This is a genomic window from Sphingomonas sp. IC-11, from assembly GCF_021043365.1.
In the GTDB taxonomy this organism is placed as follows: domain Bacteria; phylum Pseudomonadota; class Alphaproteobacteria; order Sphingomonadales; family Sphingomonadaceae; genus Sphingomonas.
This window is the reverse complement of record NZ_JAJNDU010000001.1, coordinates 558,803-572,488: the sequence shown is the minus strand read 5'-3', so window position 1 is coordinate 572,488 and position 13,686 is coordinate 558,803. Positions and strand designations below refer to the sequence as shown.

Genomic DNA, 13,686 nt, shown 5'->3' with positions numbered 1-13,686 from the left:
TGGCGGCCGGTTGCGCCGCTAAGCAAGCCTGTGTCCCTGTTTCTGATCATCGCAGCCGCAATCGTCGCGGCACCACCGGCCGCTGCTTCGCCCGCGCTGCAGCCGCGGGGTACATCGGTGTTGGCGTCCGATGCCGAGAACCGCTGGGTTCCGTTCGAGTTGACGCCTGGCAATCAGCTGCGGTTCTCGCTGGAAATTGACGGGCGCCCCGCCACTGCCATTCTCGACACGGGTGTCAGCTATTCGGTGCTTTCCCGACGGTTTGCCGAGCAAGCGGCGCTCAAGGTGTCATCAGGGGGCAGCGCCACCGCAATCGGCGGCATGGTGCCGATCGGCTGGACGGCCACTCGCAAGGTAAGCTTCGGCAGCCTCATACGACATGGCGGCGGATTGGCCGTCGCCACCCTCCCCGCTCTTGCCACGGGCAGCGCAGAGCCGGTGGATCTGCTCGTAGGCCGCGATCTTACCGAACGCTTTGCTCTCGACATCGACTTCGCCGCCAGCCGCTTCCGCCTGCTGCCGAGCGGCCGGATGCCGTTTCGCGGCTTCACCTCGCCGCTTTCCGTCTCGCGGGATCGCTTAGTATATGTGAGCGAGGTTAACCTCGGTGCAGCGCGTCTGCGGCCGATGATCGTGGATACCGGGGACGGCTCCTCCATCACTGTCACCGCCGACGGCTGGGCTGCGGCGAAGATCAATGGGGTTCGGACAACCACCACCGTCTCGTTCGGCCTGGCGGGCACCGTGACGAGCACGATCGGTATCGTGCCAGCACTGCGAATGGGCGAGCTGACCGCGCGCAACGTGGAGGTACGAGTAGAACCAGCCGGCGGTTTTTCGGAGACGATCCAGTCCGCGGGCAGGATCGGTTCGGGCTTCCTCCAGAACTACCGGGTGCTGCTGGACCCCACCGCGCGACGCATGATCCTCGCGCCGGGCGCCACCGCTGATCAGCCGCCACTACGTTCTACCAGCGGCTTACTGGTCGGCATCGATCGTGATCGTCTTCGGGTCCTCCACGTCATGCGCGGAGGGCCGGCCGAGCGCGCAGGCTGGGTCGCCGGTGAGACGATCTGCGCAGTCGACGGGCAGCCGATTTCGAGGGACTATGCGGCCAGCCCTCTCGCAACCTGGTCCGCTGACAAACCGGGGCGCCTTGTACGCCTGCGTTTGTGCAATGGGGTGGAGCGCCAGCTCGTGCTTCAGCACTTCTATTGACCTTCATCGGGCGCAACTCTTCATTGCCGGAAGGCGCGATTGAACTGATCCGTCAGCGGCTTCACGATATAGCTTAACAGCGAGCGGCGTTGCGTCTGCATATAAGCCTCTACCGGCATGCCGACCTTGAGCTTAAGGCCGCCCAGCTTGCGAGCCTCGGCTTCCGAGACTTTGAGACGCAAATCGTAGAACGGCGCTCCGGAGCGTTCGTCACTTTTACGATCGGCGCCAATGTAGAAGACCCTGCCCTCAAGCTCGGGCGTCGTTTGCGCGCTGAAGGCAGAGAAGCGGATTGTCGCTCTTTGCCCTTGATGAAGCTGGTCGATGTCTGCGGGGCTCACCGCGACGTTGACGATTAAGGGCTCGGAATCGGGCACGATTTCCATGATCGTCTGTGCCGCTGGTACGACGCCGCCGATGGTCTGGTAGGCCAGATTGTCGATTATTCCATCGTAGGGCGCGCGCACTAACGAGCGCTCGGATGCATCGCTTGCGGCAATGGATCGCACGCGCTGATCGCCGAGTTGCGCAGTCACCGCGGCCAGTTCCTGCCCGGCTTGCACCCGCGCGTTGCGCTCTGCCTCAAGGCTCGATTGGCGGAGTTCCGCGATGCGCGCCCGCTTCTCGGCGATGCGTGCGTGGAGAGAAGCGATCGTCCCGTTCAGCTCGGCTGCCGTTCGCTCCAGTTGATTTACACGCGCGGCGGTGACGAGCTGGCGCGCGTATAACCCCCGCAATGCCTCAAGTTCAGGGGTCAGGAACGAGCGTTGGTTCTCGGCGCCCTGAAGTTGCGCACCGGTTGCGGCCACGTCCTGCTGAGCCTGGAAGATGCGCTCGCGTATGGCGTCCTGCTCGGTCGCCCGGAGCGACCGCCGCTCGGCAAACAAGCGATCCGCCTCAGCCATCGCTAGGCGCGCTGAGGCAGCGGTGCTCGACGTAAGAGCCTGCGGGTAGCGGATCACCGCGTCCCCATCCCGCTCTGCCGCCAGCCGCGCCTGCGCCGCAAGGAGTTGCTCAAGTGACTGGCCCAAGGTGGCAGCACTGTCGCCGCTCACCCGATTGTCGAAGCGCATGATCGGCTGCCCCTTTCGCACCCGATCGCCTTCACGCACGAAGAGCTCCGCGATTACCCCGCCGGTTGGATGCGCCACCCGCTTCACGCTGGACTCAACCGACAGCCGCCCGCTGCCGATCACCGCGCCCGTGACCTTGATCACGGATGCCATGAGCACGATCACCACGGCCAGCGTCGACACCAGCATCACGGCGTGGCGCAGGGTGCGATCCAGCGCTTGTTGCGGATCATGTCCCTGGCGAGCCTCGAACAGCGGCGCTTGGCCGAGATCCAGCACGAGTTCCTGCGACACGATCGTCACTCCACCGTTGGCGCGTCGGCCGGCGCGTTCCGCGGCTCGGCATATACCGACATCTCTGCGAGGCGCTCGGCCTCACGACGCTGCCGTTCGGAAAGCCGGGCTCTCACCTCTTCCTTCTGCCCGAAGTCGAGCATTCCGCCCTTGCGCATGACGAGGACCAAGTTCGCGCTTTCGATAATGGAGGGGGCATCTCCCACCACAACGGTTACGGCGCCGCGCGCTTGGAGGCTGGAGAGACAACGGCGCAGCGCCAGATGCCCGTCATTGTCCTGAAAGGTTCCGGGATTGTCGAGCAGTACGAGGAACGGATCACCATATAGGGCGCGTGCGCATGCGATCCGTTGTTGCACGGACAGAGCGAGCGATGGGTGCCCCGAAACGCACACCATCGTGTCGTAACCCGCCGGCAACCGGACGATTGCGTCGTGAGCGCCAGCCGCCTCCGCCGCGCGCGTAATCGCCGCAGCGTCTGGCGCCGAAATGAAGCCGGCGATGTTCTGTGCTACCGTTCCACGCATCAGCTCCGGTACCTGCGGAAGGTAACCGATGTGCCGGTCGAGGGCTTCCCGCCCCCAGTGGCTTAGCGCAGCTCCGTCGAGCCGAACCGTGCCGACTGACTCCGGCACGTGCCCTGCCAGCACCTTCAGCAGCGTAGATTTTCCGGCATCTGCTGGCCCGATCACTGCCAGCACATCCCCCGCTTTGGCCTTGAACGTGAGATCCTGAAACAGCGGCTGTCGCGTCCCGGCCAGCGGCACCCCGACGCCAGTCACGTCTAGGTCGCGTTGCGGTGGCGGAAGAGCGACCAGCATGTTGATAGCACGCCTTTGGTCCAGCGCCCGCAGCAGCGCCTGCCACTCGCCGGCAGCGAGTTCGAACGCGCGGATGTCGCCACCAATTCGACAGAGTGGATGGAAAATGAACGCCGTCAGGAGCAAGGCCGCGCCAACAGCACCGATACTCGCGTCATCGGTAGCGGCCGACCACGTCGCCGCCCCCGCGACGCCGGCCAAACATAGGGCAGACAGCACAAAGAGGGCGAGTCTCGTTTTCGCCGCTCGGCTGGCAGACGCTGCATCGGAGACCGCGGCCCCATGACGTTGAGCGGTGATCAACGCTTCGGCGCGACCGGCCAGGCGAAGCAGTCCGAGCCGTTCACGCCAGGCGGTAATGACTGCCGTCGAGACATCGCGCGCGCGACGGTCCTCGTACGGCGTCGGCTGACGCTTCATGGCGCGCGCCTCGGCAGTCAGGATCACCAGCGCTATGGCGACGCCGAAGAGCGGGATGACCGCTAACCAACCTGTGATCAGCGCGAGCGTGCAGATCAGAAGCGGCACTGAAGCCGCATCACTCAGGGCAGCCACTCCGCCGTCCAGCAGGACGGCTCGCAACGAGTCCTGCTCCAGATTGTGCAGCTCCTCTCCGGCGGCGTCGCAGGCGTCGGCGAAAGCCGTCAGCACCTGCTGCCTTTTGCTCAGCAGCAGCGCGTAAAAGGCCACAAGCGCAGCCGACATCGCGAAGAGCCCCGCTACCGTCTCACCGCTTCGCCCGGGCAGCGCAACATCGAGAAGCAGCATCAGATACAAGCAAGCGGCGACAGGGATGACCCAAAGGGCCGGGCCCAGGATCGCCAAGGCGAACACAGCGGAGCGGAACGCGACGCGCACGCCGGGGATTTCCGACGATCCACTTTCAAGTCCGGGCCTATCCAGCCGCGACATCAGCAATCTTTAACTCCCGCGCCTCGGAGAAGCCGCGTCGTCTACGCAGCGAAGAGGGACGCTGCCCGAGACAGCGACCCTCCCCGGGGGACCAATCGTGGCTTAGATGGGCGACAGCTCGTTCACGAAGGCGTTATAACCTTGGCTGATGCGGATGGTCTGGGTAGCGCCGCTCCCATTTTCGAAGCTGATCACCAGCAGATCCGCGTTCGCGTTACCGGTGAAGCTGATGCGGCCGCCCGATGCTTCATAGGCAGCAGCGAGGCCCGCGAAGCTCGAGATGATCGCTGAATCCCCAGCAGCGAAGCCGTCAAGACCGGGCGCGTCCGAGCTAAACAAGCCGTTATACTTGCCGAAGACCAGCGTGTCGCCATCACTGAAATTCAGATCGTAGATCGCGTCAACATCTGACGATCCGTCGATCTGGTCGCCGAAAAAGCGAAACTGATCGGCACCGGCACCGCCGTACAGCTTATCATCTCCCTTGCCGCCGATGAGAATGTCGTCGCTTTTCCCACCGCGAAGGATGTCGTTGCCCCCGCCACCGACGAGCATAGCGCCCGTGGAGGTCGCGCTAAGATCATCGTCCGTCTGGTTGCTTCCTGCAATATAATCCATAATTCCGCCCTCCTGAACCATGCAAATGAACGGTTCTCCGTTCGAGGCCCGGCCTGCCCCGAGTCTCTAGAAGCACTATGGAGAGGAAGCGGTTACGGAGCATCACGAGACTAAACGGAAATGGATCAACTCTCTGCGACTTACATTAACTGCGGGAGAACTCAATGTGGCCTGAGCGAGCCAGCCCTTATGCCTTCATGTTTTTTCAAGCAGGACGACGCGCTGGGGTCCGTAAGAAACAGCCTTTCCATCTCGCAGCGCCAGCACATTGTCCACAGCGACCAGAACCGAGGGCCGGTGCGCGACTAATACTACGATGCCGCCCCGCGCCTTTACACCACGGATCGCGTTGATGAGTGCAGCTTCTCCATCCGCGTCCAGGTTCGCATTCGGCTCATCAAGCAGGATCAGGAAGGGCGCTCCGTAAAGCGCACGGGCAAGCGCAATCCGCTGCCGCTGGCCGCCAGACAGTCGGCGACCGTCGATACCGACCTGGGTGCTGTACCCTTCGGGAAGCGCCTGGATCATGCCAGTCACCCCCGCCTGCTCGGCCGCCGTGAGAACCAGGTCAGCGGACGCGGCCGGATCAAAGCGGGCGATGTTCTCGGCGATGGTTCCCGGCAGCAATTCGACATTCTGCGGCAAATACCCGATGTCTCGCCCGAGCCTGTCGCGCGACCATTGCGTCATGGTCGCGCCATCCAGTCGCACATCGCCGCTGACGGGCGGAAGGCCGCCAGCCAACCCTCGCAACAGCGTGGACTTGCCGGACCCGCTCGGGCCGAGAACGGCAACCGCCTCACCCGCATAGGCGAGAAACGAGACACCCCGCACGGTGGGCTCGCTGCTGCCAGGGGGCGCAAGCGTCAGGGCTTCGGCCGCAAGCGACTGGCTGGGCAGCGGCAGTAATTGCTGTGGGCGACGCTCCCCGTCAAAGGACATGATGTCACCCAACCGCTGCCAGCTCTGCCGGGCCGCGACAAAGCCGCGCCAGTTCGCAATCGCCGACTCGATCGGCGCGAGCGCACGCGACGAAAGGATCGAACTCGCGAAGATCACGCCCCCGCTCGCTTTACCGCTGAGCACCAGCAGCGTGCCAACCGTGAGCACGCCTGATTGAAGGAACAGGCGGAATATCCGCCCTGCCGTCACCAGCAAGCTCGCTCTGGCGCTCAGGTTCACCTGGGCATTTCGGTAAGCACCGTTAGCAGTTCGCCAGATCGACTTGAGCTGATCCTGCATGCCCATGGCATGGATTGCCTCCGCGTGGCGCCTGCTGGTGTCGATCGCCTGCTGTCGCTCCCGATTCAGTCGGACGATCTCCGCCATGGTCGATTGTGTCACGCGGTCGGTAAGGAGCGTCAGCGCGATCAGCACCGCCGCCCCGGCGAGCACCGTCACGCCCAGCCATGGATGCAGCAGGAACAGGACCGCGACGAAGAACAACACCCACGGAAGATCCACCAGCGCGGTTGGCCCAGCACCGCCAAGGAAGCCGCGAACCTGATCGATGTCCCTGATTGGCTGGGCGGGATCCTGCGCGGGGTAAAGACGGGCGAGCGTCACCACCAGATCGTGCGCTTTCGCCTCCAGCTGTGAGTCGACGTTGCTGGCGAGGTGGACCAGTAACTGTCCGCGGACTGCATCGAGCAATCCCTGAAACACATAGGCTGCCACCACCATCAGCAGCAGCCCAATCAGCGTGGGAATGCTCCGGCCGGGTATGACGAGGTCATAGACCAACATCATGTAGAGCGAGCCCGCGAGCAACAAGACGTTCAGAAACGCGCTAACGACCCCTATGCCCAGCAATGTACGCCGAACCAGCGGCATGATGGGCGCGAGGCGGTGATCAGTGCTGCCTGAGGCCCAGCTTTTCATGGCAACCAATCGGTCCTCACAGCGAACAGGTTAACTGCGCCGATGAGCGCCCTCCACGTAAACAAAGGCGCTTGTTCTCTGTAAGAGCAATACTCCTTACCTTCGACGTCACCATTTCGGACGCTTCTTCGTACACCGGGCCACCGACCCCCGCTATGACAATGACGAGATATTAGCCAGTCAAGACGGCGATCTCCCGCGATACTTCTGGAGGAGTGTAGTTCTCGTGCTGCAACTGCGCGCATCTACTCGCGACATTTCGTCATTGGCGTCTGCTCGATCAACGCGAAACAGCGGCGAGACACCGCAAAGGCTGCGAATAGCTCTATGCGCTTCGGGTGGCGGACATGTTCGCCAGCTTCTAGATCTTGAGGATGTCTGGCGTCCGCACGACTCATTCTTCGTGTCAGAGGATCTGGCGCTTGGACGCTCGATTGCCGAACAACATCGCACCTTCTTTGTCGCTCATTACGCTCTTGGCCAGGCGCGACTTGGCGCTCCCTTTCGGATGCTCTCCGCTGCCCTTCGAAACTTGTTGCAATCCTTCCTGGTCATCTTCCGCGAGCGTCCAGATGTGGTGCTCACTACGGGCGCGGGCTCGATGTTTTTCGTGCTCTTGTTTGCGCGACTCTGGGGCGCAAAGATCGTGCTGGTGGACAGCTTCGCGCGCTTTCGCGCGCCCTCCGCCTTTGCCCGGATCGCGGGACCGCTGGCGGATGTGCGCGTGTCACAATCGGCGGCGTCGGCCAGGCTGTGGAACGCAACGGAAACCTTTGATCCCCTGCGCGTGCTGGACGGCCCGCGTCCGGCGAAGGAGCCTCTGGTTTTCGCAACCGTGGGAGCCACCCTGCCGTTCGACCGGTTGGTGCGGATGGTGGAGGAAGCCAAGCGGGACGGCTTGCTTCCGGAACGGGTCATTCTGCAGGTTGGGGAGTCGACCTACATTCCTCAAGGTATTGAGGAGGTACATGCATCACTCCCCTTCGCCGAGGTGAAGGAGATCCTGCGGCGCGCCGACATTGTTGTTTGTCATGGGGGCACTGGTTCACTGATCACGGCCTTGCAGAACGGATGCCGCGTTATCGCAGTGCCCCGACTGTTCGACCTGGGTGAACATTATGACGATCACCAATTGGAAATCACTTCTGCCTTTGCGGAGCGAGGCTTGCTGGCAGTGGTGGATCAGAACCACAGTTTCGCGGCTGCGCTTGCAAAGGTCCGCGCTCAGGAGCCAGTGATGGCAACGACCGAGCCTGCTGCCCTCCGGCGGTACCTCACCGGCCTTCTGACAAGTTGGGCAGCCGCACGCAGTCGGAGTTCGGCCGGCGCGCTCAGGTCCGAGGTGCAGAGGGGCTAGTCAGGGCCTCTACAGCCGCATTGGTCGCCCGCCACAATGATCCGGCTGCTGCCACGGAGTCGGCGCCGAGCCCATCCACTCGCCCTCTCGCCAGGCGATTGATGCCGAAAGCTGCGACAGCAACCGGCAGCAGGCAAACGGCGCCCACGGTCACAACCGGAACCGTCACCAGCGACGATAGAGGGCGCTGCCTGCTATGCGTCACCTGACCATCTGCGCTGCCGTTACGGCGGGGGAGTGCTTGCTGTTCCATCAAACACCACGGCTTAGCCGAGCAATGCGGAAGGGCAATACTGGGTTTTCCACAAGCTTCGATCATGGAACAGACCACCGAACGGCTTGGCCTTGTCGTATTTACCCGAGTTTCCCTGCGCTTGTGCGGCAATCGTCCGCTAAGAGGGCCGAGTTCTGCAGCAATCCGCGCTGGACGGATGCCGTGTCCGGCGCCGGCTGATTATCGCTTTAACCAGCGGCAAAGCCCCGCTTGATTGCCAGAGCGCGCAGTTCCTTCTCACGTCCCGGTGCCAGCCGCTCCATCCGTTCCTGAAACAACGAAACCAAAGGTTCACCTGCACGGTCAGGCGATCCCGCATCGAACGGCGGCGCAGGGTCATATTCCATGCTCAATTGCACCGCGCGTGCATGTGCCTCACCGCGCAACAAAGCGGTGAGTGACAAGGCAAAGTCGATCCCTGCGGTGACGCCCCCGCCGGTCACGCGATTTCGATCGATCACCACTCGTTCTGTCGTGGGTGTTGCGCCGAAGAGGGACAACATGTCGCGCCACGCCCAATGCGAAGTCGCTCGATAGCCGCGCAACAGGCCGGCTGCGCCGAGGATGAGCGATCCGGTGCATACGCTCGTCACCCAGGTCGCCTTGGCGCCGACCTCCTGCACCCATCCCATTACCTCATCGTCGGCGATGACGGCATTCACCCCCACTCCACCGGGGATGCACAGGATGTCTACGGACGCGACTTCATCGAAGGTGGCGGTCGGTACGATGGCGAAGCCTGCATCCGTCATGACTGGATCGCGACTACGCCACACCAGATCCTGCCTGGCATCGCCGCCAAGCCGGGCGAGCACCTGCGCCGGTCCGGTGAGATCAAGCTGGGTCAGCGATGGGAACAGCAGAAACACAACACGCATCGGGCCTCTCCTTATCCGAGATGACATGCCCAGGCGCGCGGCAACAGCGGTCGCGCTTCCTCGCGGTGCTCCGCTTGCGCCAGTCACACGACCAGCAACAAGATTAGCCGCCTCGCCGCGGGTATCAATAGCCCGAATAGAGAGGGTCGGCGGCGCTCAGTTCGCCGGGTGCGCCAAGGCCGCTCAGAACGGGCTCAGATCGGGCGTCGCTGCGTCATCACGTGCCTGAGCCTCACGCTTTGCACGCTTCGCCCCCTGAACAAAGCAGCCGGTGCCGCCGCCCGGCCCAACTGTGGTGCAGCTACCGATCCCGACATTGCCGACGTCCTGGTTGCCTTTTTCGCGTGCCGCCCAGCTCTCGTTCTCGGGCGTGATCTCCAGGGTGCGCACTTCCTTGGGAATGCGAAACTGCTCTTCTGCGCTGCGCCGCTGACAAACGACGATCTCCTCGCCGTTGCTGTTGGTCGGGCAGCGTTCATTGCCGTACAGCACGACAACGCCGTTCACCGGCGCATTGCGGGAGGTTTCCGCCGAGATGGTCTGGCGGCTGGTGCGTGGCGCGCCGGGCAGCGCGACCGGCTTCGAAGGCGGCGGAAGGATCACGACCTTGGACGGCGAGACCACTCCCTCGGCAGTATTCTGCGCGGAAAGCGGCGCTGCGATGGCCAACATCGCCAGCACCGATGATCCGATGAAACGCACGCTTGCCCCCTCTCTCAGATCCGCTTTGCCGTGGCGATGGCGAAGCGGCAGCCAAGCCGAATGACGGCGGACAGCAGCGGATAGGCCGGCGCATTCTCCGCACCGCTGGCCAGCGCGGTATCGCGATGCTCCAACTCCTCGGCCTGGAACTCCGCAATCGCTTCGCGCAATTCGGGCTCTTCCGTGCCGAGTTCGAGCAGCTGATCGGCATAGTGTTTGTCGATCTCGGTCTCGACGGCGGCGGTGCAAGCCATGGCCGCTTCCGGTCCGATGGTCGCCGTCACGGCCCCTAATGCAAAGCCTGCCACGTCCCAGAACGGCTGCAACAAGGTGGGTCGCACGCCGCGCTCCACAATCAGCCGGTCGAAAAACCGGCGATGCCGCTCTTCCTGGAGCGCCATTCCGGCAATCTCACGAGCCAGCGGAGAACGATGCCCCATGATGGCGAGCTGACCCGCATAAATGCGGGTCGCGCCATATTCGCCTGCCTGGTCGACACGGATCATTGACTTGGTGTCGTGACGGCGGTCGCCTGGTTTCCAGTTCATCTCGCCCTTCTTCCGATCAGCCAGAGGATCACCGCCGCGCCGCCGAGCGACAGGATCGCATTATACCCAGCCAGGGAAACGCCCAGCAAAGTCCATTGTGCCGAGTCGCAACGGATAACCGGCGCCGCAAGGAGGCGGCGCAGCATTTCGTCTGTCGACACGCCGTCACCGGTCGCCATGGTCGAACAGGCCGTGATGCCCTGCCACCAGTGATATTCCACACCGGCGTGGAAGACACCGATCAGTCCCGACACGGCCACCAGCAATGCCGCCGCGACGATCATGGTTACCTTGCTGGACCGGCCCGGCACGATGAAGGCGAATGCGGCCACCAGCACGGCGGCGTAATGCGGCCAGCGTTGCCAATGGCACATCTCGCACGGCACCAGTCCACCGATGAGTTGCGATCCCCAGGCACCGGCAAGCAACAGCAATGGCAGCAGCAGCGCGATGAGCCGCGCGCGTGATTGAGTCGAGCTCACTTGGCGGCAAGATCCTTCTTCATGGATGCCGTTACCGCCGCTACCTGCGCGGGCCCACCCAACCGGGCGACCGTCTTCAGCGCATACCAGAGCTGGAAGTCTTCGATCCCGTCCTTCTTCAAGGTTTCCGCCGTGGCGGTGAAGCGCGGATCATCCTTGGTATCTTCTTCAAGAATGCGGTCGTCAGCCTTCACTTCATTGATCAGGTGACGGCGCAGGTCTGCCTCGCGGAACACGGGGCGGGACTTGTAATCAGGATCGCTAATCTGCGGCACGGCGATATCCGGCTCGATCCCGCCTTCCTGCACCGACCGGCCCGATGGCGTGTAATAACGCGCCGTGGTCAAGCGCAGCGCAGTGGTGGGCCCAAGCTGAAGCAGCGTCTGCACCGATCCCTTGCCGAAGGTGCGCTCGCCCATGACAAGGCCACGATGATGATCCTGGATAGCACCAGCGACGATTTCGGAAGCTGATGCTGTGCCACTGTCAGTAAGCACGATGATCGGCAGCCCATGCGCCATGTCGCCCGGCTTGGCATAGTAACGTTCGACGTCGCCCTTCTCGCGCCCGCGTTGCGACACGACCTCGCCGCCCTCGAGGAACACGTCGGCGACCTCAATGGCCTGCGTCAGCAGCCCGCCACCGTTGGAGCGCAGGTCCACCACATAGCCTAGCGGACGATGGCCCAGCGCCTTTTCGATCGCCATCATCGCCGCGCGCGTGTCGGCACCCGTTGTCTCCGAGAAGGTGTTGATGTTGACGTAGCCGACGTCGCCCTTCACTTCCCATTTCACCGGGCGCTGAACGATAAGCTCGCGCACCAGCGACAATTCCATCGGCTTGTCGCGGCCAGGCCGGACAATGGTGATGTTCAGCTTGGACCCTGGCTTTCCGCGCATCTGCGCCACCGCTTCATCAAGCGTACCGCCGTAGATCAGTTTGCCATTGATATGGGTGATGTAGTCGCCGGTCTTGACCCCCGCGCGCCACGCGGGTGAATCCTCCTGCGGAGCGATCACCTTCACGGCGCCGTCCTCAAGAGAGACGGTGAGGCCGAGCCCGCCGTAATTTCCCTCAGTCTGAATACGAAGGTTTTCGAAGTCGGACGCATCGACATAGCCCGAATGCGGGTCTAGCGCCGCCAGCATCCCTTCAATCGCGCCCTTGATCAGCTGTTCATCAGTGACCTTGTCGACATAGTCGGCCTTGACGCGATTATACACGTCCATGAAGCGCTCCATCTCGCGATAGGCACTCGCATCCACGGCAGCCATGGCGCCGGTGGTAAGCGGCGCCAGCGCGAGCGTCGCGACCAAGGCAGTGGCGGAGAGCAGCGGAAACTTCATGTGGATCACGTCCTCGGGCGAACCGGATTGATCGCCTTTAGCGGCTTTCTCGTGGCCGATCAAAGCAGCGACGAGGTGAATGGAGGCTGAGCGGCAAATTCGTCATCCCGGCGAAATCGATGGTTCTGGCGAGCGGCCAGCGTTCATCCGATCACGGCCACCATATCGACCGGGCGCCCCTGCCGCCGCAGTTCCACTGTGACCAGTGGATCAGCCGAACTCGGGGCCCGTCCAACGGGATCGCCCGCGGCAACCGCGTCGCCCCGTTTTACCGCGGGATCGCCTATTCCAGTGACCAGGCTGTTCCATCCCGCGCCGTGATCGATGATCACGATCGTTCCGTAGCGCCGGAAGGGCCGCGATAGGATCACTCGACCGGCTGCGGGCGCGCGGACGATCGCGCGACTTCCCACGGCGAACGCCAGCCCGCGTGATCGCACGCCATTCTCCGATACTTCCCCAAACCCGGTCACCAGCCTTCCGCCCACCGGCAAGCGATAGGCTGAATTGCTCGGCTGGGGCGATACGATGGAGCGCGGCGGCCCTCGAAGAGCCGCCAGTTCTTCCAACTTCGCCTGAGCCTGCCCGATCAAGGCCATCCGGTCGATGATGTCACGTGCCTCCTCGCCAAGCGCGATGGCGCGGTCAGACTGGGCAAGCGCATCCCGACTGAGCTGCACGGCGGCGCTGGCATGTCGCGCCCGTACCGCCGCCAGCGCGCGGCGCTCGGAAATAAGATCCCGCCGGCTCCTCTCCAGCCCTTCAGCTGCCAGTGCCGCGCTAGCACGCAATCTGCGGCTTTGCGCCAGTTCCTCGCGCAGCCCCGCTGTTTCCTGTCGGATTGCGGGCAAGGCGCTGCCCAGTACGGCGCGAACATGAACCAGATCCGTCACCGAGCCTGGCTGGACGATCGCCGCCGCTACGGGCCGGCGCGCAAGCGAGGATAATGCCGCAACCAGCCGTGCTACCGGCTTCTGCCGCTCCCCCAGGATCGCGCGTTGCCGCTCCAGCAGTGCCTCGACGATTGCAACACGCGCCCGCGCCGCCGCGACGGTCGCCTCGGCACGATCAATGCGCGCCCCCATCACCGCTTCTTCCGCCTGCGCCTTTGCAACGGCATCCCGTTCGGCAGCGGCGCGGCGCGCCAGATCAGATGCGCGGGCGGCCGCCTGTGCAGCCTCAGCCTGCGCCGCCCTCAGCCGCTCGCGCTCGATTGCGAGCGGGCTGGGCGCCGACGTCGCGCTGGCGAGCAGCATCGCCGCTCCCGTGAGCATCGCTGTTC

12 protein-coding genes and 1 riboswitch are annotated in these 13,686 nt (G+C 63.6%); of the genes, 2 read left to right on the top strand and 10 right to left on the bottom strand.

Annotation, left to right across the window (positions count from 1 at the left end; genetic code table 11):
* Positions 1-30: 30 nt before the first annotated feature.
* A complete protein-coding gene (locus LQ954_RS02655) occupies positions 31-1,218 on the top strand; it encodes an aspartyl protease family protein (RefSeq protein ID WP_231021840.1) in 1,188 nt (395 codons plus the stop codon).
* Between the two features lie 20 nt (positions 1,219-1,238).
* Here LQ954_RS02655 and LQ954_RS02650 read toward each other — a convergent pair whose 3' ends face one another.
* The 4 genes from LQ954_RS02650 to LQ954_RS02635 form a co-directional block, all read right to left on the bottom strand.
* Positions 1,239-2,585, bottom strand: coding sequence for an HlyD family type I secretion periplasmic adaptor subunit (locus LQ954_RS02650; RefSeq protein WP_231021838.1), 1,347 nt, complete (start codon positions 2,583-2,585; stop codon positions 1,239-1,241).
* A gap of 5 nt (positions 2,586-2,590) precedes the next feature.
* A complete protein-coding gene (locus LQ954_RS02645; RefSeq protein WP_231021835.1) occupies positions 2,591-4,318 on the bottom strand; it encodes an ATP-binding cassette domain-containing protein in 1,728 nt (575 codons plus the stop codon).
* Positions 4,319-4,420: 102 nt separating this feature from the next.
* Positions 4,421-4,936, bottom strand: coding sequence for a calcium-binding protein (locus LQ954_RS16195; RefSeq protein WP_321576541.1), 516 nt, complete (start codon positions 4,934-4,936; stop codon positions 4,421-4,423).
* A 195-nt stretch (positions 4,937-5,131) separates the two neighbouring features.
* Entirely contained in the window at positions 5,132-6,817 is a 1,686-nt protein-coding gene (locus tag LQ954_RS02635; RefSeq protein ID WP_231021833.1) for a type I secretion system permease/ATPase, read from the bottom strand.
* A 226-nt stretch (positions 6,818-7,043) separates the two neighbouring features.
* Between LQ954_RS02635 and welK the strand changes: the two genes are divergently transcribed.
* Positions 7,044-8,174, top strand: coding sequence for a beta-1,4-glucuronosyltransferase WelK (gene welK, locus LQ954_RS02630; protein WP_443026596.1), 1,131 nt, complete (start codon positions 7,044-7,046; stop codon positions 8,172-8,174).
* Positions 8,175-8,636: 462 nt separating this feature from the next.
* On the opposite strand, the gene LQ954_RS02625 is transcribed toward welK, so the two are convergent.
* The 6 genes from LQ954_RS02625 to LQ954_RS02600 all read right to left on the bottom strand — a co-directional run bounded on the left by LQ954_RS02625 (position 8,637) and on the right by LQ954_RS02600 (position 13,678).
* The gene (locus LQ954_RS02625) at positions 8,637-9,326 is read right to left on the bottom strand and encodes a DJ-1/PfpI family protein (protein ID WP_231021831.1); all 690 of its coding nucleotides are present in this window, start codon (positions 9,324-9,326) and stop codon (positions 8,637-8,639) included.
* Positions 9,327-9,346: 20 nt separating this feature from the next.
* Positions 9,347-9,423: riboswitch (ZMP/ZTP riboswitch) on the bottom strand.
* An 86-nt stretch (positions 9,424-9,509) separates the two neighbouring features.
* Positions 9,510-10,028, bottom strand: a complete 519-nt coding sequence (locus LQ954_RS02620; protein ID WP_227770982.1) for a hypothetical protein — start codon at positions 10,026-10,028, stop codon at positions 9,510-9,512.
* 14 nt (positions 10,029-10,042) lie between these two features.
* Positions 10,043-10,576, bottom strand: a complete 534-nt coding sequence (locus LQ954_RS02615; RefSeq protein ID WP_231021829.1) for a demethoxyubiquinone hydroxylase family protein — start codon at positions 10,574-10,576, stop codon at positions 10,043-10,045.
* Entirely contained in the window at positions 10,573-11,058 is a 486-nt protein-coding gene (locus LQ954_RS02610; RefSeq protein WP_231021827.1) for a disulfide bond formation protein B, read from the bottom strand. The genes LQ954_RS02615 and LQ954_RS02610 overlap by 4 nt, the downstream gene beginning before the upstream one ends.
* Positions 11,055-12,404, bottom strand: coding sequence for a S41 family peptidase (locus LQ954_RS02605; protein ID WP_231021825.1), 1,350 nt, complete (start codon positions 12,402-12,404; stop codon positions 11,055-11,057). The genes LQ954_RS02610 and LQ954_RS02605 overlap by 4 nt, the downstream gene beginning before the upstream one ends.
* A gap of 143 nt (positions 12,405-12,547) precedes the next feature.
* Positions 12,548-13,678, bottom strand: a complete 1,131-nt coding sequence (locus LQ954_RS02600; protein ID WP_231021823.1) for a murein hydrolase activator EnvC family protein — start codon at positions 13,676-13,678, stop codon at positions 12,548-12,550.
* Positions 13,679-13,686: the final 8 nt, after the last annotated feature.